We start from the raw sequence: 20,627 nt of genomic DNA on the forward strand, positions 1-20,627 counted from the left end.
TCACAGCTTCTTGACGCTCTTCACGCCCTTGACACCCTTGACGCCCTTTATGCGGCCGGCCCGGTTGGCGCGGCCGCGCGCGGTCTTCAGCCGCAGGCCGCCGCGCTGGCTGCCGATGCGCAGCCCCGTGCCGCCGGCCAGCCAGCCGGAGGCGACGTCCTTGCCCTGCGGCGGACCGCCGTTGGCCTCGACGGCCATCGGGTCGTTCTCGGCACGGCGGGCGAGCGCCATGAGGAACGGCACCGTGAAGGGCGCGAGGAGCAGGTCGTACAGGGTGGCGGTGAACAGCAGGCCGGCCAGGCCGACGTGCCGGGCTGCGGTGTCGCCGACGAGGGCGCCGACGCTCGCGTAGAGCAGGGTGGAGGACATCGCGGCGGCGACGACGGTGAGCATCGGGCCCCAGGCGGAGCGGAACCGCCCGGTGTCGGGGCGGACGAGGCCCACGAGGTAGCCGATGAGACACAGGACGAGGGCGTAGCGGCCGGCGGCGTGGTCGGCCGGCGGGGCCAGGTCGGCGAGCAGGCCGGCGCCGAAGCCGATGAGGGCTCCGCCGACGGGCCCGTAGACCAGGGCGAGGGCGACCACGGTCAGCAGGACGAGGTCGGGGACGGCCCCGGGCAGCTGGAGCCGCCCGAGGACGCAGACCTGGATGACGAGGGCCACGGCGACGAGCGTGCCCGAGAGCAGGATCCGGTTGAAACGCATGGTGATCGGCTCCTACTCGTCGGCCGGCTTGACGGACGCGCCGGCGGACGGGGTGACCGTGACCGTGACCGTCGGCGTGGGCTTGGGGGCCTCGGGCTTGGGGGGCAGGACGGCGTCGCGGGGGTCCTCGCGCGGGGGCATGACGACGACGCCGACGATGTCCAGGCGGGAGAAGCCGACGAACGGCCTCACCCACACGGTGCGGGTCAGGTCCCCGCGGGAGGGGTCGACCTTGACGACCTCTCCGATGGGGACGCCGGGTACGAAGGGCTTGTTGCCCCGGGAGCCGAAGGTGACGAGCCGGTCGCCCGGGTTCACCTTGGCCTTGCCGTTGAGCATCTGGACGGAGAGGGCGCGGTCTCCCTGACCGGTGGCGAAGCCGAGCTCCCCGGTCTTCTCCAGCCGGGTGCCGACGGTGAAGTCGGGGTCGTTGGCGAGCACCACGGTGGCGGTGTCGGGGCCGACGGTGGCGACGCGGCCGACGAGTCCGTCCCCGTTCAGGACGGTCATGTCGCGCTCGATGCCGTCCTTGCTGCCCGCGTCGATGGTGACGGTCCAGGAGAAGCCCTGGGCCGCTCCTATGGCGATGACTTCGGCGCCCTTGATGCCGTACTGTCCGGCGCCGGCCCGCTTGAGCATCTCGTCGAGCTCGTGGATGCGGCTGCGGGTCTGGTCGTCACTGCCCAGCTTGGCCTTGAGCGCGGTGTTCTCGCGCTCAAGCGTCGCGATGCGGCTGTGGCGCCCGCCGGAGTCGCGTACGGCCCCTATGGCGTTGGCGACCGGATCCACCGCGGTCGCCATACCCTCTTCGACGGGGCCGAAGACCGCTGCGGCGGCCTGCCGGGCCCCGTCGACCGGCGACTCCTCTCCCGCCCTGATGTCCACCGTGATCAAAGCGAACGCGATGGCGATCAGCAGCACCAGGAGCAGCCGGCTCTCTCGTGTGTCCCTCACGTGCGGAGGCCGTGCCTTCCTCGTAGAAACCCATGCGGCGGAGCCGCTCCGGTGGAGCCGGGGCACCCACCGGACTGTGCCTGTATATCAACGATCCGCCGCACCGGCGCGGTAGCACCCGTACGGCGGATCCTTGTGTTCCGCTTGCCCCGTTCGCGGGGATTCGATCACCGCCGGGGCTGGGCGTCCAGAACCTGCTGGAGGGCCTCGAACTCCTCGACGCACTTGCCGGAGCCCAGGGCCACGGAGTCGAGCGGGTCCTCGGCGATGTGGATCGGCATGCCCGTCTCGCGGCGCAGGCGCTCGTCGAGCCCGCGCAGCAGGGCGCCTCCGCCGGTGAGGACGATGCCGCGGTCCATGATGTCGCCGGAGAGCTCCGGCGGACACTTGTCGAGGGTGGTCTTGACGGCGTCGACGATGGCGTTGACGGGCTCCTCGATGGCCTTGCGGACCTCGGCGGCCGAGATGACCACGGTCTTCGGCAGCCCGGAGACGAGGTCGCGGCCGCGGATCTCGGTGTGCTCGTCCTTGTCGAGGTCGTACGCCGACCCGATGGTGATCTTGATCTGCTCGGCGGTGCGCTCGCCGAGGAGGAGCGAGTACTCCTTCTTGATGTGCTGGATGATCGCGTTGTCCAGCTCGTCGCCGGCCACCCGGATGGACTGCGCGGTGACGATTCCGCCGAGGGAGATGACGGCGACCTCGGTGGTGCCGCCGCCGATGTCCACGACCATGTTGCCGGTGGCCTCGTGGACGGGCAGGCCCGAGCCGATGGCGGCGGCCATGGGCTCTTCGATGATGTGCACCTGGCGGGCGCCGGCCTGCGTGGACGCCTCGATGACGGCGCGTCGCTCCACTCCGGTGATGCCGGAGGGCACGCAGACCACCACGCGCGGACGGGCCAGGTACCGGCGCTTGTGGATCTTGAGGATGAAGTACCGGAGCATCCGCTCGGTGATCTCGAAGTCGGCGATCACGCCGTCCTTGAGGGGCCGTACGGCGACGATGTTGCCGGGCGTCCGGCCGATCATCTTCTTCGCCTCGGAGCCGACCGCCAGGATGCCACCGGTGTTCGTGTTGATGGCGACCACGGACGGCTCGTTCAGGACGATTCCCCGGCCCCTCACGTACACCAGCGTGTTGGCGGTCCCGAGGTCGATCGCCATGTCACGGCCGATGAACGACATGTTGTTCCCCTTGTTCCCCATGAGGAGCGTCTGGCCTTCCAGTTGATAGCGGCTGCTGTCAGGGTCGGCGAGGTGGGTGTGTGGGTGGAGGCCCCATCGTAGTGCCGCAAGTGCGGAGTCCGCGCGACGGGACTCCGGCAATCCCGCCGGAACGGATACCCGCCCCCTTAGTGGTGACGTCGTGTCCTGTCCAGGCGTTCCCGGTTGCCACCCGCAATACCGAAGGGCGACCGAAATTACTTCGGTCGCCCCAGGTCATGAGCGCTATTTGGCTGATGTCTCGTCAGGAAAGAGTGACCCGGAAGGCCGCCCGCACCCCTCAGAGGGAAGGGAAGAAGAGCTTCAGCTCGCGCTCCGCGGACTCCTCGGAATCCGAGGCGTGGACCAGGTTCTCCCGGGTGACGGTGCCGAAGTCGCCCCGGATGGAACCGGGCGCCGCGGCGATCGGGTCGGTGGGTCCGGCCAGCTGGCGGACACCCTCGATCACGCGTTCCCCTTCGACGACCAGGGCGACGACCGGACCGCTGGACATGAAGCCCATGAGCGGCTCGTAGAACGGCTTGCCCTTGTGCTCGCCGTAGTGGGTCTCCAGGGTCGCCTCGTCCAGCGTGCGCAGCTCCAGCGCGGGAATGGTCCAGCCGGCCTTCCGCTCGATGCGGCCGATGATCTCGCCGATCAGGCCGCGCCTGACGGCATCCGGCTTGAGCAGGACGAGCGTGCGCTGGGTCATGTGAGAACTCCTTGCGGCATACGGGTGCGGTAGGGCGAATCTACAGGGCCGTTACGGGGACCCGTCACGCAGCGTCAGGGGCAGCGCTCTCGGCCTGCGCGGCCCAGCGCGCCTTGATCGCGTCGATCCGCCGGCCGTAGTGCACCGAGCACCACCACAGGCCCGCGAAGACCGCGCCCAGGAAGAACATGGTGGGCACCACGAAACCGCTCGCGATCAGCCCGATCTGCAGCGCCCAGCCCAGCTGGACGGCGCCGGGGCGCGACAGCATCCCGCACAGCAGCACCGACAGCAGCATGGTCACGCCGCAGACCGTCCACACCTGGGCCTGCGTCAGGTCCGGGTTCTTCATGGCCACCAGGCCCGCGAAGCCGACGATGAAGAATTCACCGATCAGCGTGCTCGCGCAGAGCGTGCGCATCGATCCCTCAGCCCCTCTTGAACAGCAGGCGGGCCTCGCCCACCGTGATCACGGAACCGGTCACCAGGACCCCGGCCCCACCGTATTCGGCCTCTTCCTCCGCCAGGGTGACGGCCGCCTCCAGGGCGTCGTCCAGCCGCGGCTCCACCTGCACCCGGTCCGCTCCGAAGACCTCGACCGCGATGGCCGCCAGCTCGTCCGCGCCCATCGCCCGGTGGCTGGTGTTCTCGGTGACGACGACCTCCGCGAAGATCGGCTCGAAGGCCTCGAAGACGCCCCTGACGTCCTTGCCCTCGCTCGCCGCCACCACGCCGATCAGCCGGCTGAAGCCGAAGGCCTCGGTGACCGCCTCCGCGGTCACCTGCGCGCCCGCGGGGTTGTGCGCGGCGTCCAGGATCACCGTGGGGCTGCGGCGCACGACCTCCATGCGACCCGGCGAGGTCACCGAGGCGAAGGCGCGGCGCACGGTGTCGGCGTCCAGCTCCCGCGCGTGCTCCCCGCCGACCCCGAAGAAGGCCTCGACGGCGGCCAGCGCCACCGCCGCGTTGTGCGCCATGTGGGCGCCGTACAGCGGCAGGAAGATGCCGTCGTACTCACCGCCCACCCCGCGCAGGGTCAGCATCTGACCGCCGACCGCCACCTCACGGGCGACGACTCCGAACTCCATGCCCTCGCGGGCCACGGTCGCGTCGACCTCGACGGCCTTCTTCAGCAGCACCTGCGCCGCGTCCACCGGCTGCTGGGCCAGGATCACGGTGGCGTCCTGCTTGATGACGCCGCCCTTCTCCTGGGCGATCTCGCCGGGCGTGGAGCCGAGCCGGTCCGTGTGGTCGAGGCTGATCGGGGTGATCACGGCGACCGAGCCGTCGATCACGTTGGTGGCGTCCCAGCTGCCGCCCATCCCGACCTCGACGACGGCCACGTCCACGGGCGCGTCCGCGAAGGCCGCGTACGCCATGCCCGTGAGCACCTCGAAGAACGACAGCCGGTACTCCTCGGCCGCGTCGACCATCTCCACGTACGGCTTGATGTCGTGGTACGTCTCGACGAAGCGCTCGGCGTCGATCGGCGCCCCGTCCAGGCTGATCCGCTCCGTGATCGACTGCACGTGCGGGCTGGTGTAGCGGCCGGTGCGCAGGTCGAAGGCGTTCAGCAGGGCCTCGATCATCCGGGCCGTGCTGGTCTTGCCGTTCGTGCCGGTCACGTGGATGGACGGGTACGCGCGCTGCGGCTCGCCCAGGACGTCCATCAGCGCGGCGATCCGGCTGACCGACGGCTCCAGCTTGGTCTCACCCCAGCGCGTGGCGAGCTCCTGCTCCACCTCCAGGAGCGCCTTCGCCACCTCCGGGTCCTCGGGGCGGGAGGGCACCGGGTCACCGGTGGGCGGCCCGGCCTGGGCGCGCAGGGTGCGGCTGCCGGCCTCGATCACCGACAGGTCGGGGTCGCGGTCGGACTCTTCCGCCACTATCTGGTCGAACTCGTCGAAGGAGTCGTCGAGGTGGTCGACGCCGTCACGGTCGTGGCTCTCGGGCTGCTGCTCACTCACGCACCCAGTCTACGGACGAGGGCCCCCGGGACTTTCGGCCCGGCCGTTTCGGGACCTTCGGCGACGAAAGCGACCGGATCGTTATGCAAGCCTTGCGGACAGGAGATTGGGGAACAAATGCCGCAGGCCAGCGCCAACAAGACAGCTTCCAGCCGCGACATAGGGATGGATCTGGGGACCGCCAACACCCTCGTCTACGCGCGCGGGCACGGAATCGTCCTCAATGAGCCGTCCGTGGTCGCGGTCAAGGCGGGCACGACCACGGCCCTCGCCGTCGGCGCCGAGGCCAAGGAGACCATCGGCCGCACCCCGGGCTCCATCACCGCGATCCGCCCCCTCAAGGACGGGGTGATCTGCGACTACGAGGTCGCCGAGGAGATGATCCGGCACTTCGTCCGCAAGGCCGTCCCCGGCCGTCGCCCGCGCACCCGGATGGTCATCTGCGTCCCGTCCGGGGTGACCCCGGTCGAGCGGCGGGCCATCATCCACGCCTCCACCCGGGCCGGCGCGAGGAAGGTCCACCTGATCGAGGAACCGATGGCGGCCGCGATCGGCGCCGGACTGCCCGTCGCCGAGGCGCGCGGCTCGATGGTCGTGGACATCGGCGGCGGCACCTCCGAGGTCGCCGTCATCTCGCTCGGCGGGATCGTCACCTCGCGGTCCCTGCGCGTCGGCGGGGACCGGCTGGACACGGCGATCACCGACTACGTCCGCAAGGAGCACGCGCTGCTCATCGGCGAGCGCACCGCCGAGGACATCAAGATCGGCATCGGCTCGGCCTGGCCCGTCCCGGAGCGGCCCGAGCTGGAGACCCGCACCTTCACCGTGCGCGGCCGCGAGAAGGTCGGCGGCATGCCCAAGACCCTGGAGCTGGGCGCCGCGGACGTCCGCTCCGCCCTCGACGAGCCGATCGAGGCGATCATCGCCGCCGTCCGCGCCACCCTGGAGGAGTGCCCGCCCGAGCTCTCGGGCGACGTGATGCAGCACGGCATCGTCCTCACCGGCGGTGGCGCCCTCCTGCCCGGCCTCGACCTGCGCATCGCCTCCGCCACGGGCATCCCGGTCTTCGTCGCGGACGCCCCGCTGGACTGCGTAGCCCTCGGCTCGGGCAAGTGCGTCGAGGAGCTGGACACCCTCGGCAGCCTGTTCACCTAGGCCGTCCCTTCCGGATCCTGTCGGTCAGGCCCGCGTCGTCCGGTGCCTGCCAGGCAGGATCCGGAAGAGACCGCTCAGCCGCGCGGGAGCGTCGCCACGACCTCGTACGCGTCCTCGCCGCGGGTCGCCGTCAGGGTTCCGCCCAGGCTGCGGACGCGCTCGGACATGCTCGCCGTGCCCGAGCCCGCCGAGACCGGGGCCCTGCCCGGGGTACGGGCCGGGAGGCCGTTGCTGACCGCTATCCGCAACTGCGGCCCGTCCACCCGGATCACCACCTCGATGGTCTCGCCGTGCGCGTGCTTGGCCGCGTTCGTCAGGCACTCCTGCACCACCCGGTAGACCGCCGCCTGCCGCAGCGGCGACAGCGCGTGCGCGTCCGGGTCCATGGCCAGACGCACCGGCGAACCGGCCCGGCCGCTCTCGCGCGCCAGCTCCTCCAGCCCGTCCACACCGGGGGTCGCGGCCCGTTCCCCGCGCTGCACGATGATCTCGTTGAGCACCAGGTGGGCCCGCCGCGCCGTGTCCGCCAGCTCCTCGAAGTCCTTCGCGTACGAGGTCTCGCGCGCCCGCATCGACAGCACCTCGGAGCGCACCGTGAGCAGGGTCAGCTCCCGGCCGACGAAGTCGTGGACGTCCCGGGCCACGGAGGTGCGCTCCTGCTGGACGGCGCCCTGCACCGCCGCCTCCGCCCGGCGCGCCTGGAGCTCGTTGACCAGGTCGTGCCGGTACGCGGCGATGCCCACGGCCGAGGCGAGGACCCCGATCGGCACCACCAGGCTGAGGAAGGCGCTGAGGGTCTCCGCCCTCGGCTCGGGCCAGCCCGGAAGGCTGAACACCGCGAGCGCGAAGGCGACGTAGCCCAGGGTGGCCAGGATCCCGGCCCGCCGTCCCCGGTAGCGGCCGACGGAGTACAGCGCGAACTGGATCAGCGTCAGCTCGTGCAGCCAGCCGATGAACAGCAGCGCGGTGACGAACGACGCCCAGGGCAGCCGGCGCCGCACCAGCAGCGTCGCGCAGCCCGCGGTGAGCACGACGGCCGCCTGCGGCCCGCTGAGGGAGTTGTCGGCGGCGGCCAGGCCCGGCAGGTCCAGTGCCGTCAGGGCCAGACAGCCCAGGGCCGTCAGGACGTCCTGTGCCCGCGGTGAGGCGGCCCAGCCCTCGGTGAGCCGGCGGCAGGAGGCCGCGGCCCGGTGGAACGCCGAGGCGGCGGGCTTGACGTGCATGCCCCCCATCATCCGTGGTCCGCGTCCCGGATCGGATCCACGAGACGGACATATGAAGTGATATGCGGCACTCTGGACGCCTTCGGGCAGGGCCGGACGGCCCGTCCGCCCGAGACCTTCCGCCCCGGTCCCGGCGCTCCTCGGACCCCGTCTCCCCAAAACGCGGGAAGACCCCCGCACCGATGGCGCGGGGGTCTTCGTGGTCCGTGCCTACGCGGCGGGCAGCGCGTCCAGCTGCGCCTGGATCCGGGCGATGTCGGCCTCGGCCTTGGCCAGCCGGCCCTTGATCTTGTCCACGACGTTGTCCGGGGCCTTGGCCAGGAAGGCCTCGTTCCCGAGCTTCGCCTCGGCCTGCTGCTTCTCCTTCTCGGCGGCGCCCAGGTCCTTGCTCAGGCGCTTGCGCTCGGCCGCCACGTCGATGGTGCCGGACAGGTCCAGCGCGACGGTGGCGCCGGCGACCGGGAGGGTCGCGGTGGCGTTGAAGTCCTCGCCCTCCGGCTGGAGGCGCAGCAGCTGCCGGATCGCGGCCTCGTGCGCGGCCAGCGCCGTACCGGCCAGGTCCAGGCGGGCCGGGACCTTCTGGCCCGGCTGCAGGCCCTGGTCGGCGCGGAAGCGGCGGACCTCGGTGACGACGGCCTGGAGGTTCTCGATCTCCGTCTCGGCGGCCTCGTCACGGAAGCCGCTGTCCTCGGGCCACCGGGCGACGACGAGGGACTCGCCGCCGGTCAGGGTGGTCCACAGGGTCTCGGTGACGAACGGGACCACCGGGTGCAGGAGGCGCAGGGTGGTGTCCAGGACCTCGCCGAGCACCCGGCCGGAGACCTCGGCGCCCTCGCCGCCCGCGAAGAACGTGGTCTTCGACAGCTCGACGTACCAGTCGAAGACCTCGTCCCACGCGAAGTGGTAGAGGGCCTCGCTGAGCTTCGAGAACTGGAAGTCCTCGTAGTACGCGTCGACCTGCGCGACCGTCTTGTTCAGGCGGGACAGGATCCAGCGGTCGGTCGCCGACATCTTCTCGACCGGGGGCAGGTCGCCCTCGACCGTGGCCCCGTTCATGAGCGCGAAGCGGGTGGCGTTCCAGATCTTGTTGGCGAAGTTGCGGGAGGCCTGGACCCAGTCCTCGCCGATCGGGACGTCGGTGCCGGGGTTGGCGCCCTTGGCCAGGGTGAAACGGACGGCGTCGGAGCCGTACTTGTCCATCCAGTCCAGCGGGTCGACGACGTTGCCGAAGGACTTCGACATCTTCTTGCCGCGCTCGTCGCGGACGAGGCCGGTCAGGGCGATCGTCTTGAAGGGGACCTCGCCGTCCATGGCGTAGAGGCCGAACATCATCATCCGGGCGACCCAGAAGAAGATGATGTCGTGGCCGGTGAGCAGGACGTCGGTGGAGTAGAACTTCTCCAGGTCCGGGGTCTTCTCCGGCCAGCCGAGCGTGGAGAACGGCCACAGGCCGGAGGAGAACCAGGTGTCGAGGACGTCGGTGTCCTGGGTCCAGCCCTCACCCGTGGGCGCCTCGTCGTCGGGGCCGAGGCAGACGACCTCGCCCTCCGGGCCGTACCAGACCGGGATGCGGTGGCCCCACCACAGCTGGCGCGAGATGCACCAGTCGTTGAGGTTGTCGACCCAGTCGAAGTAGCGCTTCTCCATCTCCTTCGGGTGGATCTTGACCCGGTCGTCGCGGACCGCGTCACCGGCGGCCTTGGCCAGCGTCTCGACCTTGACCCACCACTGGAGGGACAGGCGGGGCTCGACGGTGGTGGAGCAGCGCGAGCAGTGCCCGACGGAGTGCAGGTAGGGACGCTTCTCGGCGACGATCCGGCCCTGCTCGCGCAGGGCGCCGACGACCGCGGAGCGCGCCTCGAAGCGGTCCAGGCCGAGGAAGGGGCCGTGGACGGTGATGACGCCGCGCTCGTCCATGATCGTCATGTTCGGCAGGCCGTGGCGCTGCCCGATGGCGAAGTCGTTCGGGTCGTGGGCGGGCGTCACCTTGACGCAGCCGGTGCCGAACTCCGGGTCGACGTGCGTGTCCGCGACGACCGGGATGGAGCGGTCGGTGAGGGGCAGCTTGATGAGCTTGCCGACCAGGTGCTTGTAGCGCTCGTCGTCCGGGTGGACGGCGATGGCCGTGTCACCGAGCATCGTCTCGGCGCGGGTGGTGGCGACGACGAGGGTGTCCTCGCCCTCCCCGTACGTGATGGAGACGAGCTCGCCCGCGTCCTCCTGGTACTCCACCTCGATGTCGGAGATGGCCGTCAGACAGCGGGGGCACCAGTTGATGATGCGCTCGGCGCGGTAGATCAGCCCGTCGTCGAAGAGCTTCTTGAAGATCGTCTGGACGGCCTTGGACAGCCCCTCGTCCATGGTGAACCGCTCGCGGCTCCAGTCGACGCCGTCACCCAGCCGCCGCATCTGGCCGAGGATCTTGCCGCCGTACTCTTCCTTCCACTGCCAGACCCGCTCGACGAACTCCTCGCGGCCCAGGTCGTGGCGGGACTTGCCCTCCTCGGCGAGCTGCTGCTCGACCTTGTTCTGGGTGGCGATGCCGGCGTGGTCCATGCCGGGCAGCCACAGCGACTCGTACCCCTGCATCCGCTTGCGGCGGGTCAGGGCGTCCATGAGCGTGTGCTGGAAGGCGTGGCCCAGGTGCAGGGAGCCGGTGACGTTCGGCGGCGGGATGACGATGGTGTACGCGGGCTTCTCGCTCGCCGCATCGGCGGTGAAGTAGCCACGCTCCACCCAGCGCTCGTAGAGCTTCCCCTCTACCTCGGCCGGCGCGTACTGGGTCGGCAGTTCGGAGTTGGGGGCACTGGGTGTCTGCGTGTTCTCGGTCACGGGGCACAGGATACGGCGGGTGCCGCCCGCGTCACGAATCGATACCGCAGCGGTCCGTCCCGTTGACCTTGATGGCCCCGGACCCGTCTGATGCGCCCATGAACGAGATCACCCGGCCGCCCCTCCCCTATCAGCCGGTACCGCAGGCACCGCGCAAGCGCAGGCTCGTCCTGCGGACGGTGGTGACCGTGCTCGCCGTCGGCGCGGGGGTGTTCTTCGGCAGGATGGCCGTGAACGCGGTCCTCGGCGCCCCCGACGACTCCGGCCGCTACCGGCTGACCCCGCCCGCCACCTTCCAGGGCCTGACCCTGCAGGACTCCGGGCCGCGGGTGGACGCCATCAAGGAGGGGCAGGGGACCCGCAAGCCGGGCACCGAGCCGGTGGCCGTGGTCTACGCCGATCAGAGCGGCACCGCGCAGCTGGTGGTCAGCGGGGCGTCCGGCGCCTTCACGGACGAGGACCCCGGGGCCGAACTCAYCAAGAGCCTCCACGCCATGGGCGTCAACGGGGCGACCACCCAGGATTCCGGCACGCCCGCGGGCGGGGCGATGCGCTGCGGCACCCTCACGACCGGGGCGGGACCGCTGACGCTGTGCACGTGGGCCGACCACAGTTCCCTGGTGACGGTCACCGTCCCGGTGGAGAACAAGCCGGTCGCCTTCGAGGCACTGGCCGGGCAGACCCGCGCCCTGCGCGCGGCGATGGAGGTCCCGAAGGCGTAGTGGTTCCGTAACGGCCGGGACCCCGATGCCCTGGTCGAACGATCCTTCCGCAAGGATGTGTGAAACAGATAAGCAAACCTCACAGGGGGACGCGGGATGAGTTACAACCAGCCAGGTCCGTACGGGCAGCAGCCGCAGCAGCCGGGCCCCTACGGGCAGCAGCCCCCGCCGCCGCCCGGCCCGTACGGCCAGCCCGCCCCCCAGCCGGGCTACGGCTACCCCCAGCAGGCCCCGCCCCCGCCGCCGGCCTTCCCCCAGCAGGGCGGCTACCAGCAGCCCCCGCAACCGCCGCAGCCCGCGTACGGCTACCAGCAGCCCCCGCAGCAGGGGTACATGCCCCCGCCGCAGCCCCCGAAGAAGTCCAAGGCCGGCCCGGTCATCGCGGTGGTCCTGGTCGTGGCCGTGATCGGCGCGGGCGGCTGGTGGTTCCTCGGCGGCGGCTCGGGCGGCTCGGTCTCGGACGCCACGAAGGGCTACAAGCTGGTGGCCCCGGAGTCGGTTGGCGAGTTCCAGAAGAACCCGAAGTACCAAGAGCAGCCCATCAGCGACAAGGACAAGCAGGAAGCCGAAGCCGCCGGCATCAAGAACCCCACTCAGGTGGGCATGAGCTACCAGTCCGGCGACCCCAAGAACCCGCTGACCATCAAGGGCCTCACGTTCAGCGGTCTCTATGGTGAACTCGCCGACCCGGAGAAGTCGGTGGACGCCTACTTCGCCTTGTTCAAGATGAACGCCGCTCAGAAGAACGACAAGATGACGGTCGAGCTCGTCGGCAGCCCCAAGTCGATCACCCCGGCCGGTTTCAAGGGCGCCGTCCTCAAGTGCCAGGAGATCAAGTCCATCCCGAAGGACCCGGCGACGACCAAGGGGATCAAAGAATTCACGCTGCCCGTCTGCATCTGGGGTGACTACAGCACCCTGAGCGCCGTCAGCGCCAACGACGCTGCCTCTCTCCTCGCCGGCAAGCCCGGCTACACCCTGGAGCAGACCGCGGACCTCGCCGCGAAGCTGTACAACACGGCCCGCGTCAAGGCCTGATCAAATCGGCGGCCGGCCGCGCGCACATCACCGCGCTGGCCGGCCTCAGCCGCATCAGCTTTGTGCTGCGTAGCACGCATCACCTGCATCACCGGGCCTGACCCCGATGTTGACCAGGGCCCAATAGCAACCGGGGTAGGCTGCCGGGTTGAAGTCGGCGCCCAGTTTGCACGCAGCCTCCACCTTCGGGCCGATGTTGTAGCCCGCTTGGTGCAGGGAGTACTGACAATCGCCCTGATCGGCCGAGGCGGGCGAAGCCACCACCATGGGCAGTGCAGCGGCGACGAACATCGCCGACAGGAGTCCTACTGCGCGCTTCTTCTTCATGTCCGTTCCCCTCCACGCATGACCATGTCGAGATGCAGTCGATCAAGGAAGCGGCACTCACGCCAGGCAGAATGGAATCCTTGTCCGATTAACGGTGAAGGTGGACTTGAAACGAAGAGGGGCGCCCCGGAAGTTCAAGGCGCCCCTCTTCGTCAACTAGCGACCGGCTACGCCGACTTCTCGTGTGGGCCCTGGTCCTTCGGGACGATGCGGGGGACCAGCGTCGGGTTGACGTTGGAGCGGACCACGTCCGAGGTGATGACCACGCGGGCCACGTCCTTGCGGGACGGGACCTCGTACATCACCGACATCAGGACCTCTTCCATGATGGCGCGCAGGCCGCGCGCGCCCGTCTGGCGGAGGATCGCCTGGTCCGCGATGGCTTCGAGGGCCTCGCGCTCGAAGTCCAGCTCCACGCCGTCGAGTTCGAACAGGCGCTGGTACTGCTTCACCAGGGCGTTGCGCGGCTCCACCAGGATCTGGAGGAGCGCCTCGCGGTCCAGGTTGTGCACCGAGGTCAGGACGGGCAGGCGGCCGATGAACTCGGGGATCATCCCGAACTTCACCAGGTCCTCCGGCATGACCTCCTGGAACTGGTCGCTCGCCTCGATCTCCCGCTTCGAGCGGATCGTCGCCCCGAAGCCGATGCCCTTGGCGCCGGCCCGCGACTCGATGATCTTCTCCAGGCCGGCGAAGGCGCCGCCCACGATGAAGAGCACGTTCGTCGTGTCGATCTGGATGAACTCCTGGTGCGGGTGCTTGCGTCCGCCCTGCGGCGGGACGGAGGCCGTCGTGCCTTCCAGGATCTTCAGTAGGGCCTGCTGCACGCCCTCGCCGCTGACGTCGCGCGTGATCGACGGGTTCTCGCTCTTGCGGGCGACCTTGTCGATCTCGTCGATGTAGATGATCCCGGTCTCGGCCTTCTTGACGTCGTAGTCCGCCGCCTGGATCAGCTTCAGCAGGATGTTCTCGACGTCCTCGCCGACGTACCCGGCCTCCGTCAGCGCCGTCGCGTCCGCGATGGCGAACGGGACGTTGAGCATGCGGGCGAGCGTCTGCGCGAGCAGGGTCTTGCCGGAGCCGGTGGGGCCGAGCAGCAGGATGTTGGACTTCGCGAGTTCGATCGCGTCGTCACGGCCCTGCGCGCCGCCGTTCTCGCCGGCCTGGACCCGCTTGTAGTGGTTGTAGACCGCTACCGAGAGCGCCTTCTTCGCCGGCTCCTGGCCGACGACGTAGCTCTCCAGGAACTCGTAGATCTCACGGGGCTTGGGGAGTTCCTCCCACCGGACCTCCGAGGTTTCCGCGAGTTCCTCTTCGATGATCTCGTTGCAGAGGTCGATGCACTCGTCGCAGATGTACACACCGGGTCCTGCGATGAGCTTCTTCACCTGCTTCTGGCTCTTTCCGCAGAACGAGCACTTGAGCAGATCGCCGCCGTCACCGATGCGTGCCACGAGGTGCTTCCCCTTCGCCTGGGAGACGCTTGGTTCAGCGACTCCTGGTGCCTCATATCCGACGGTACCTTGCCGGGGGCCCCGAGCGGGGCCCCCTTGACGTGGTTCACATCGCCCAATGCGACGACGCGCCCACGTCAACTGACGGCAAGGATCAGACCGCGCTGCTCTTGCGGGTGGAGACGATCTGGTCGATCAGGCCGTACGCGAGCGCGTCCTCGGCCGTCAGGATCTTGTCGCGCTCGATGTCCTCGCGGATCTTCTCGATCGGCGTGGTCGAGTGCTTGGCCAGCATGCTCTCCAGCTGGTCGCGCATGCGCAGGATCTCGTTGGCCGCGATCTCCAGGTCGGAGAGCTGCTCACGGCCGGTGCCGCCCGAAGGCTGGTGGATCAGCACGCGGGCGTTCGGCAGCGCCATGCGCTTGCCGGGGGTACCGGCGGCCAGCAGGACCGCGGCGGCGGAGGCCGCCTGGCCCATGCAGACCGTCTGGATGTCCGGCTTCACGAACTGCATCGTGTCGTAGATCGCCGTCAGCGCGGTGAAGGAACCACCGGGGCTGTTGATGTAGATCGAGATGTCGCGGTCCGGGTCCATCGACTCCAGGCACAGCAGCTGCGCCATGACGTCGTTGGCGGAGGCGTCGTCGATCTGCACGCCGAGGAAGATGACGCGCTCCTCGAAGAGCTTCGCGTACGGGTCGTACTCGCGCACGCCCTGCGAGGTGCGCTCGACGAAGCGCGGGATGACGTAGCGGTTGTCCACCTGCGGGCCGGAGTAGAGGCCGCTCGCGGAGAAGTTCGCGGAGAAGTTGTTCTGCATCTGGGTGTTCACCATCCTGGTGGCGTTCTGCGGGCTGAGGGTGCCTGGGCGGGCGGGCGGTACGGCGGGCCGTACCGCGGGGCCGGGATCAGGCCCCGGTGCCGCCGCCGCCGGGGACCAGGGAGGCGGCCGAGATGATCTCGTCGATCAGGCCGTACGCCTTGGCCTCCTCCGCCGTGAACCAGCGGTCGCGGTCGCCGTCGCGGATGATCGCCTCCACGGTCTGGCCCGAGTGGTGCGCGGTGATCTCAGCCATGCGCTGCTTGGTGCGCAGCAGGTACTGGGCCTGGATCTTGATGTCCGAGGCGGTGCCACCGATGCCGGCGGAGCCCTGGTGCATCAGGATGTCGGTGTTCGGCAGGGAGAAGCGCTTGCCGGCGGTGCCGCCGGTGAGCAGGAACTGGCCCATGGAGGCCGCCATTCCCATGCCGATGGTGACGACGTCGTTCGGGATGTACTGCATGGTGTCGTAGACCGCCATGCCCGCCGTCACGGAGCCACCGGGGCTGTTGATGTACAGGTAGATGTCCTTCTCCGGCTCGGCGGCCAGGAGGAGGAGCTGCGCCGTGATCTTGTTCGCGATGTCGTCGTCGACCTGCTGGCCGAGGAAGATGATGCGCTCGCCGAGCAGCCGGTTGTAGACATGGTCGCCGAGGCCGCCACCGATGGACGGCTCACCCGCGGCGTAAGGCTTCAGATTCGTCACGTATCCACCTGCTCGTCTCCGACGGCCACATGCCGTCTCAGCGTCTCGTTCTGGGGCGCGGACCTACCGGTGGGGCGATGCCCGCCGGCTTCGGGTACTCCCGTGCCCTCGTATTCATGGACCCTAACGCGCAGGTAGGACAACGCCATCCCGCTTCCCGAACTGTTCGCTCGGAGCGCAAGGTGACCGGGCCCCACGAGGAGGGTCACGAAGGGACGGCGAAGGGTCCGGACGCGACCGCGTCCGGACCCTCGCCACTACTGCTCCACGGGCTGGGCCCGGGGGTGTTGCTTAGGCCTCTTCGGCCTTCACCTCGGTGTCACCGTCGACGGCGTCCTCGACGACCTCGACGGCGGCCTCGGTCTCGTCCTCGTCGGAGAGGTCGATGACCTCACCGTTGGTGTCGACGACCTTGGCCTTCTCGACGACGACCGCGAGGGCCTTGCCGCGGGCGACCTCGCCGACGAGCATCGGCACCTGGCCACCCTCGACGACGGCCTGGGCGAACTGGTCCGGGGACATGCCGGAGGACTGCGCGCGGCGCATGAGGTGCTCGGTGAGCTCCTCCTGGTTGACGCCCAGCTTCTCCTTGTTGACCAGGGCGTCCAGGAGGAACTGGGTCTTGATGCCCTTGACGGCCTGCTCGGCGGTCTCGGCGTCGAACTCCTCGACCGTCTTGCCCTGGATCTCCAGGAACTTCTCCAGGTTCAGGCCCATCTGGCCGAGCTGGTGGTGCTCCAGGTTGTGCTTGCGGGTCTGGACCTCGTCCGCGAGCAGCTTCTCGGGGACGGGGATCTCCGCGAGCTCCAGGAACTTCTCCAGCACGCGCTCCTGGGCCTGGGTGGCCTGGTCGTACTGCTTCATGTTCTCCAGGCGCTTGCGGCTGTCCGCCTTGAGCTCCTCAAGGGTGTCGAACTCGCTCGCCATCTGGGCGAACTCGTCGTCCAGCTCCGGCAGCTCGCGGGCGGAGACCTTGGTGACCTTGACGGTGACCTCGGCGTCCTTGCCCTCGGCGGAGCCGCCCTTCAGCTGGGAGGTGAAGGTGGCCTCGCCACCGGCCTCCAGGCCCTTGACGGCCTCGTCGATGCCGTCGAGGAGCTCGCCCGAGCCGATGGTGTAGGAGACGTCGCTGGCGACACCGTCCTCCAGCACCTCTCCGTCGACCTTGGCCTCCAGGTCGATGGTGACGACGTCGCCGTCCTGGGCGGCGCGCTCGACGTCCTTGGTGGACGCGAAGCGGCCGCGCAGCTGCTCGACCGACTTCTCGACGTCCTCGTCGGAGACCTCGATGGCGTCGACCTCGACCTCGATGCCGGAGTAGTCCGGGATCTCGATCTCGGGGCGCACGTCGACCTCGGCGGTGAAGGCGAGCAGCTCGCCGTCCTTCAGCTCCGTGATGTCGACCTCGGGCTGGCCCAGCGGGTTCAGGTCGGCCTCGTTGACCGCCTCGGTGTAGAACTTCGGGAGGGCGTCGTTGACGGCCTCCTCCAGCACCGCACCGCGGCCGAAGCGCTGGTCGATGACGCGCGCGGGGATCTTGCCCTTGCGGAAGCCCTTCACCGTGACCTGCTGGTTGATCTTCTTGTACGCCGCGTCGAGGCTGTCCTTGAGCTCCTCGAAGGGCACCTCAACAGTGAGCCGAACCCGAGTCGGGTTCAGGGTCTCCACGGCGCTCTTCACGGTTCGGTCTCCTTGTGGCTGACTGCTTGGGGTTCTGCCGGAACGCTGCGATTCAGCGGTTCGACGGATTCGGCCCGGTACATCAGACACACGGGCACGCAGCTTGCATAGTAACCGCAAGCGGCAATCAGCCCACAACGCGATCTTCGATACGTGATCTTGGTGCAGGCGGTACTGGATGGTCGGGGTGGCCGGATTCGAACCGACGACCTTCCGCTCCCAAAGCGGACGCGCTACCAAGCTGCGCCACACCCCGTCGGTGCGACACGTAGGGTACATGCCCGGAGACCCTCTGATGCGCCCGGTTTTCCGGGGGCCGCACGCGCGCGCGGCTCCGACGCCGGACAAGGCGACGGGAAAGGGGTGTGCGCTCACCCTGTGCGACCCGCTAGGATGCTGTCCGTGCCACGGTCCCCGGACCTACGGCGCGCATGGTGCGGGTGTAGCTCAATGGTAGAGCCCTAGTCTTCCAAACTAGCTACGCGGGTTCGATTCCCGTCACCCGCTCTGAAACGCAAAGGGCCAGGTCAGAGGAGATTCCCTCGACCTGGCCCTTTCGCCGTTCCCGGGGCGGCGATCGGCGCGGCGCGGGTGGCGCTGCGGCCCGAGCGCGTCGTCAACTCCCTTGTGCCGGCACCCGTCGGCGCGGCGAGCGTGGTGGCGGCGTGTCGGAGGTCGGCCGGGAGGGCCGGAGCGTCCGTGCCCGAGGCGCCCGGCGTGACGAGCGGGGCCCCGCGTGTCCCGCTAGAGCTTGATCCCCGCGATGGTGTCGGCGAGGGAGTTCAGGAAGCGGTTGACGTCCGGGGCGATGGAGCTGGACGCGAGGAAGAAGCCGAAGAGGACCGCGACGATCGCGGGGCCGGCCTTCATGTGCTTGCCGCGGATCAGGATCACCAGGATGACCGCCAACAGAACCACCACTGACAGCGAAATGGCCACTACTGATCACACCTTCGGTCGTCCCCTGGCCGGCCCGGGGCGTACGGCCGCGCACACCCCCACATGCACCATCCTCCCACCAACCGGGCCCGGCTACCCGTCCCGTGACGAATCGCCATCGCCTCTTTCCCGCCAAGCAGAGCCGCACTCGGCATATTTCGGGCATGGGGTACGGGTCACGGGGTGGTGATGCCGAGGAGGGAACGGACGTACGCGTACTTCGCGGTCAGCCGGTCCCGGGTGGGGGCGTCCAGCACGGAGAGGCGTACGGGGTCGGCGTTGTGCGCGAGGTCGGCCTCCTTGACCAGGGCCGCGCCGGGGGTGGCGAGGATGCGGGCCGCGTACTCCTCCACCGGCTCCCCGGGGCGCTTGGTGAGGGCCAGCACCATGGCCTTGACCTCCTGCGGGACGGGCGTGGCGGCGAGCTCGGCGGGGGTGAGGGCCTCGTCCTCGACGGCGTCGTGGAGCCAGGCCGCCGCCTGCTGCGCCGGGGTGCCGCCGCGCAGGCGGACGCCCTCGGCCACGGCCGCGAGGTGCTCGGCGTAGGGCCGGCCGGCCTTGTCGGTCTGGCCCTCGTGCGCCCCGCGGGCGAGGGCTTCGACCTCCAGGAGGGTCAACGGTTGCTGCGTCATGCGATCCCCTTCGCTGCCGTTCGGAGGGCCTGGGCGGCCCGGCGCACATCCGCCTGCGTGGTACGCCAGTTGGAGAACGCGGCGCGCAGGGCGGGGGTTCCCCCGTACACGGTGGGGGTGACGAAGACCTCGGCGCCGGCGGCCTCGCGCAGGGCGGTCAGGCGTTCGGGGGTGGGGGCGGTGGCGAGGGTGAAGCAGACGACGTTGAGGCGGACCGGGGCGAGCAGGCGCAGGGCCGGTTCCCGTTCCACTTCCTCGGCGAGGGCGCGGGCGCAGTCGACGTCGCGTTCGACGATCTCGCGGTGGCCCGCGCGGCCGTAGGCGCGGAGCGTGAACCAGGCGGCCAGCGCCCGCAGCCGGTGGGAGTTCTCGGGGGTGAGGTGGACGAGGTCGGGGTCGTCGCCGAGGGGGCCGAGGTAGGCCGCGGAGTTCTGGAAGACGCGGGTCTGCAGGTCGCGGCGGCGGGTGAACTGGACGGCGCTGTCGTAGGGGACGTTGAGCCACTTGTGCAGGTCGACGCAGACGGAGTCGGAGGCGTCGAGGCCGGCGGTGAGGTGGGCGTGGCGCGGGGAGAGGGCGGCGAAGGCGCCGAAGGCGGCGTCGGTGTGCAGCCAGAAGTCGTGGCGGGGGCGCAGGGCGTCGAGGGCGGGGAGGTCGTCGAAGTCGACGGTGTTGACGGTGCCGGCGTTGGCGACGACCACGGCCGGGCCGGAGCCGTCGGCGAGCGCGCGGTCGAGGGCGGCGGGGTCGACGGCCTCCCGGCCGGGGAGCGTGGGGACCCGTACGAGGCTCGCCCGGCCGAGACCCAGGACGGAGAGGGCCTTGGCGATGGAGGAGTGCGGGGCGCCGGACAGGACGCGGACGGGCCCGAGGGCCGCCGCGCCGTCCTCGGCCGGGGAGACGCCGAGGCGCTCGCCGAGCCATTCGCGGGCGATGGCCAGGCCGACGGTGTTGGACATGGTGGCGCCGCTGACGAAGGTGCCGGTGTGGGCGTCGGACAGGCCGAAGAGGCCGCGCAGCCAGCCGGTGGTCTCGCGTTCGAGGTGCTGGCCCGCGCCGTCGAAGGCGGAGTTGGAGTTCTGGTCGTGGGCGGCGGTCAGCCAGTCGCCGGCGAGGGCGGCGGGGGTGGCTCCGCCGGTGACGAAGCCGAGGTAGCGGGGGCCGGCGGAGGCCGAGAACCGGGGGGCCCAGCGGGACCGGAAGGCCTCCAGGACCGCTTCGGTGCCGCTGCCCTGCTCGGGCAGCGGCTCGGGGGCGGGCGGGGCGGCGGCCCCGGCGGCCGGTACGACGGGCCGCGCGTCGAGCCCGGCGAGGGCCTCGGTGGCGGCGCGGCGGGTGGCGTCGAGGAGGTCGGGCAGACGGGCCAGATCGGCGGCGAGGGTGCGGTCCATGGCGGCACGGTAGGCCTCCGGCGGCGGCGGGGAACGGGCCAATCCCCCTCGATTGGCCCGCCCGGCCGAGCGGGGCCGGGCGGGCCGGGCCGGAAAGCGAGCGCGCCGCAGACGGCCGCGGAGGCCGCCCAGGCCCCCGCGGGCCCGCAGCGGCGCCCCGCGCAA

19 protein-coding genes and 2 tRNA genes are annotated in these 20,627 nt (G+C 70.2%); 4 read left to right on the forward strand and 17 right to left on the reverse strand.

Annotated features, from left to right (window positions below; translation table 11 throughout):
- The 6 genes from mreD to folC all read right to left on the reverse strand — a co-directional run bounded on the left by mreD (nucleotide 1) and on the right by folC (nucleotide 5,543).
- The gene (mreD, locus tag AB4039_RS24760; protein WP_266839003.1) at nucleotides 1-705 is read right to left on the reverse strand and encodes a rod shape-determining protein MreD; all 705 of its coding nucleotides are present in this window, start codon (nucleotides 703-705) and stop codon (nucleotides 1-3) included.
- 12 nt (nucleotides 706-717) lie between these two features.
- Entirely contained in the window at nucleotides 718-1,659 is a 942-nt protein-coding gene (gene mreC, locus AB4039_RS24765; protein WP_266839004.1) for a rod shape-determining protein MreC, read from the reverse strand.
- 167 nt (nucleotides 1,660-1,826) lie between these two features.
- Nucleotides 1,827-2,846 carry a rod shape-determining protein gene (locus AB4039_RS24770; protein WP_008738981.1) on the reverse strand — a complete coding sequence of 340 codons (1,020 nt, stop codon included), beginning with the start codon at nucleotides 2,844-2,846 and terminating at the stop codon, nucleotides 1,827-1,829.
- Between the two features lie 319 nt (nucleotides 2,847-3,165).
- The gene (ndk, locus tag AB4039_RS24775) at nucleotides 3,166-3,576 is read right to left on the reverse strand and encodes a nucleoside-diphosphate kinase (protein WP_266839005.1); all 411 of its coding nucleotides are present in this window, start codon (nucleotides 3,574-3,576) and stop codon (nucleotides 3,166-3,168) included.
- A gap of 64 nt (nucleotides 3,577-3,640) precedes the next feature.
- Nucleotides 3,641-3,997, reverse strand: coding sequence for a DUF4233 domain-containing protein (locus tag AB4039_RS24780; RefSeq protein WP_266839007.1), 357 nt, complete (start codon nucleotides 3,995-3,997; stop codon nucleotides 3,641-3,643).
- A gap of 7 nt (nucleotides 3,998-4,004) precedes the next feature.
- Entirely contained in the window at nucleotides 4,005-5,543 is a 1,539-nt protein-coding gene (gene folC, locus AB4039_RS24785) for a bifunctional tetrahydrofolate synthase/dihydrofolate synthase (protein ID WP_266839009.1), read from the reverse strand.
- A 117-nt stretch (nucleotides 5,544-5,660) separates the two neighbouring features.
- Here folC and AB4039_RS24790 point away from each other — a divergent pair, with 117 nt between their 5' ends.
- Entirely contained in the window at nucleotides 5,661-6,698 is a 1,038-nt protein-coding gene (locus AB4039_RS24790) for a rod shape-determining protein (protein WP_442271852.1), read from the forward strand.
- 74 nt (nucleotides 6,699-6,772) lie between these two features.
- Here AB4039_RS24790 and AB4039_RS24795 read toward each other — a convergent pair whose 3' ends face one another.
- Nucleotides 6,773-7,921 carry a sensor histidine kinase gene (locus AB4039_RS24795; protein WP_442271853.1) on the reverse strand — a complete coding sequence of 383 codons (1,149 nt, stop codon included), beginning with the start codon at nucleotides 7,919-7,921 and terminating at the stop codon, nucleotides 6,773-6,775.
- A gap of 210 nt (nucleotides 7,922-8,131) precedes the next feature.
- Nucleotides 8,132-10,753 (reverse strand): valine--tRNA ligase, encoded by a 2,622-nt coding sequence (locus AB4039_RS24800; protein WP_442271854.1) that lies wholly within the window; start codon nucleotides 10,751-10,753, stop codon nucleotides 8,132-8,134.
- A gap of 98 nt (nucleotides 10,754-10,851) precedes the next feature.
- Between AB4039_RS24800 and AB4039_RS24805 the strand changes: the two genes are divergently transcribed.
- Both AB4039_RS24805 and AB4039_RS24810 read left to right on the forward strand, forming a co-directional pair.
- Entirely contained in the window at nucleotides 10,852-11,475 is a 624-nt protein-coding gene (locus AB4039_RS24805; RefSeq protein WP_442271855.1) for a hypothetical protein, read from the forward strand.
- A 96-nt stretch (nucleotides 11,476-11,571) separates the two neighbouring features.
- Nucleotides 11,572-12,513 (forward strand): hypothetical protein, encoded by a 942-nt coding sequence (locus AB4039_RS24810; protein WP_442271856.1) that lies wholly within the window; start codon nucleotides 11,572-11,574, stop codon nucleotides 12,511-12,513.
- A 54-nt stretch (nucleotides 12,514-12,567) separates the two neighbouring features.
- On the opposite strand, the gene AB4039_RS24815 is transcribed toward AB4039_RS24810, so the two are convergent.
- The 6 genes from AB4039_RS24815 to AB4039_RS24840 all read right to left on the reverse strand — a co-directional run bounded on the left by AB4039_RS24815 (nucleotide 12,568) and on the right by AB4039_RS24840 (nucleotide 17,756).
- Complete coding sequence (locus tag AB4039_RS24815; RefSeq protein WP_442271857.1) at nucleotides 12,568-12,840, reverse strand: hypothetical protein; 273 nt, start codon at nucleotides 12,838-12,840, stop codon at nucleotides 12,568-12,570.
- 167 nt (nucleotides 12,841-13,007) lie between these two features.
- Entirely contained in the window at nucleotides 13,008-14,294 is a 1,287-nt protein-coding gene (gene clpX / locus AB4039_RS24820) for an ATP-dependent Clp protease ATP-binding subunit ClpX (RefSeq protein ID WP_031145485.1), read from the reverse strand.
- Nucleotides 14,295-14,448: 154 nt separating this feature from the next.
- Entirely contained in the window at nucleotides 14,449-15,129 is a 681-nt protein-coding gene (locus AB4039_RS24825; protein WP_266839021.1) for an ATP-dependent Clp protease proteolytic subunit, read from the reverse strand.
- 73 nt (nucleotides 15,130-15,202) lie between these two features.
- The gene (locus AB4039_RS24830) at nucleotides 15,203-15,820 is read right to left on the reverse strand and encodes an ATP-dependent Clp protease proteolytic subunit (RefSeq protein ID WP_030229632.1); all 618 of its coding nucleotides are present in this window, start codon (nucleotides 15,818-15,820) and stop codon (nucleotides 15,203-15,205) included.
- A gap of 291 nt (nucleotides 15,821-16,111) precedes the next feature.
- Nucleotides 16,112-17,500: a trigger factor gene (gene tig / locus AB4039_RS24835; RefSeq protein ID WP_266839022.1), complete on the reverse strand. Its 1,389-nt coding sequence runs from the start codon at nucleotides 17,498-17,500 to the stop codon at nucleotides 16,112-16,114.
- Nucleotides 17,501-17,679: 179 nt separating this feature from the next.
- Nucleotides 17,680-17,756: transfer RNA gene (locus tag AB4039_RS24840), tRNA-Pro, on the reverse strand.
- Between the two features lie 180 nt (nucleotides 17,757-17,936).
- Between AB4039_RS24840 and AB4039_RS24845 the strand changes: the two genes are divergently transcribed.
- Nucleotides 17,937-18,007 (forward strand) — tRNA-Gly (locus AB4039_RS24845).
- A gap of 237 nt (nucleotides 18,008-18,244) precedes the next feature.
- Here AB4039_RS24845 and AB4039_RS24850 read toward each other — a convergent pair.
- From AB4039_RS24850 to AB4039_RS24860, 3 genes are all read right to left on the reverse strand, one after another.
- Nucleotides 18,245-18,439, reverse strand: a complete 195-nt coding sequence (locus tag AB4039_RS24850; protein WP_030229627.1) for a hypothetical protein — start codon at nucleotides 18,437-18,439, stop codon at nucleotides 18,245-18,247.
- A gap of 176 nt (nucleotides 18,440-18,615) precedes the next feature.
- On the reverse strand, nucleotides 18,616-19,071 hold the full coding sequence (locus AB4039_RS24855; RefSeq protein ID WP_266839024.1) for an HD domain-containing protein: 456 nt from the start codon (nucleotides 19,069-19,071) through the stop codon (nucleotides 18,616-18,618).
- Entirely contained in the window at nucleotides 19,068-20,462 is a 1,395-nt protein-coding gene (locus tag AB4039_RS24860; protein ID WP_442271858.1) for a pyridoxal phosphate-dependent decarboxylase family protein, read from the reverse strand. The genes AB4039_RS24855 and AB4039_RS24860 overlap by 4 nt, the downstream gene beginning before the upstream one ends.
- Between the last annotated feature and the right edge of the window lie 165 nt (nucleotides 20,463-20,627).

The organism is Streptomyces sp. M-16, from assembly GCF_052114405.1.
Classification (GTDB): Bacteria; Actinomycetota; Actinomycetes; order Streptomycetales; family Streptomycetaceae; genus Streptomyces.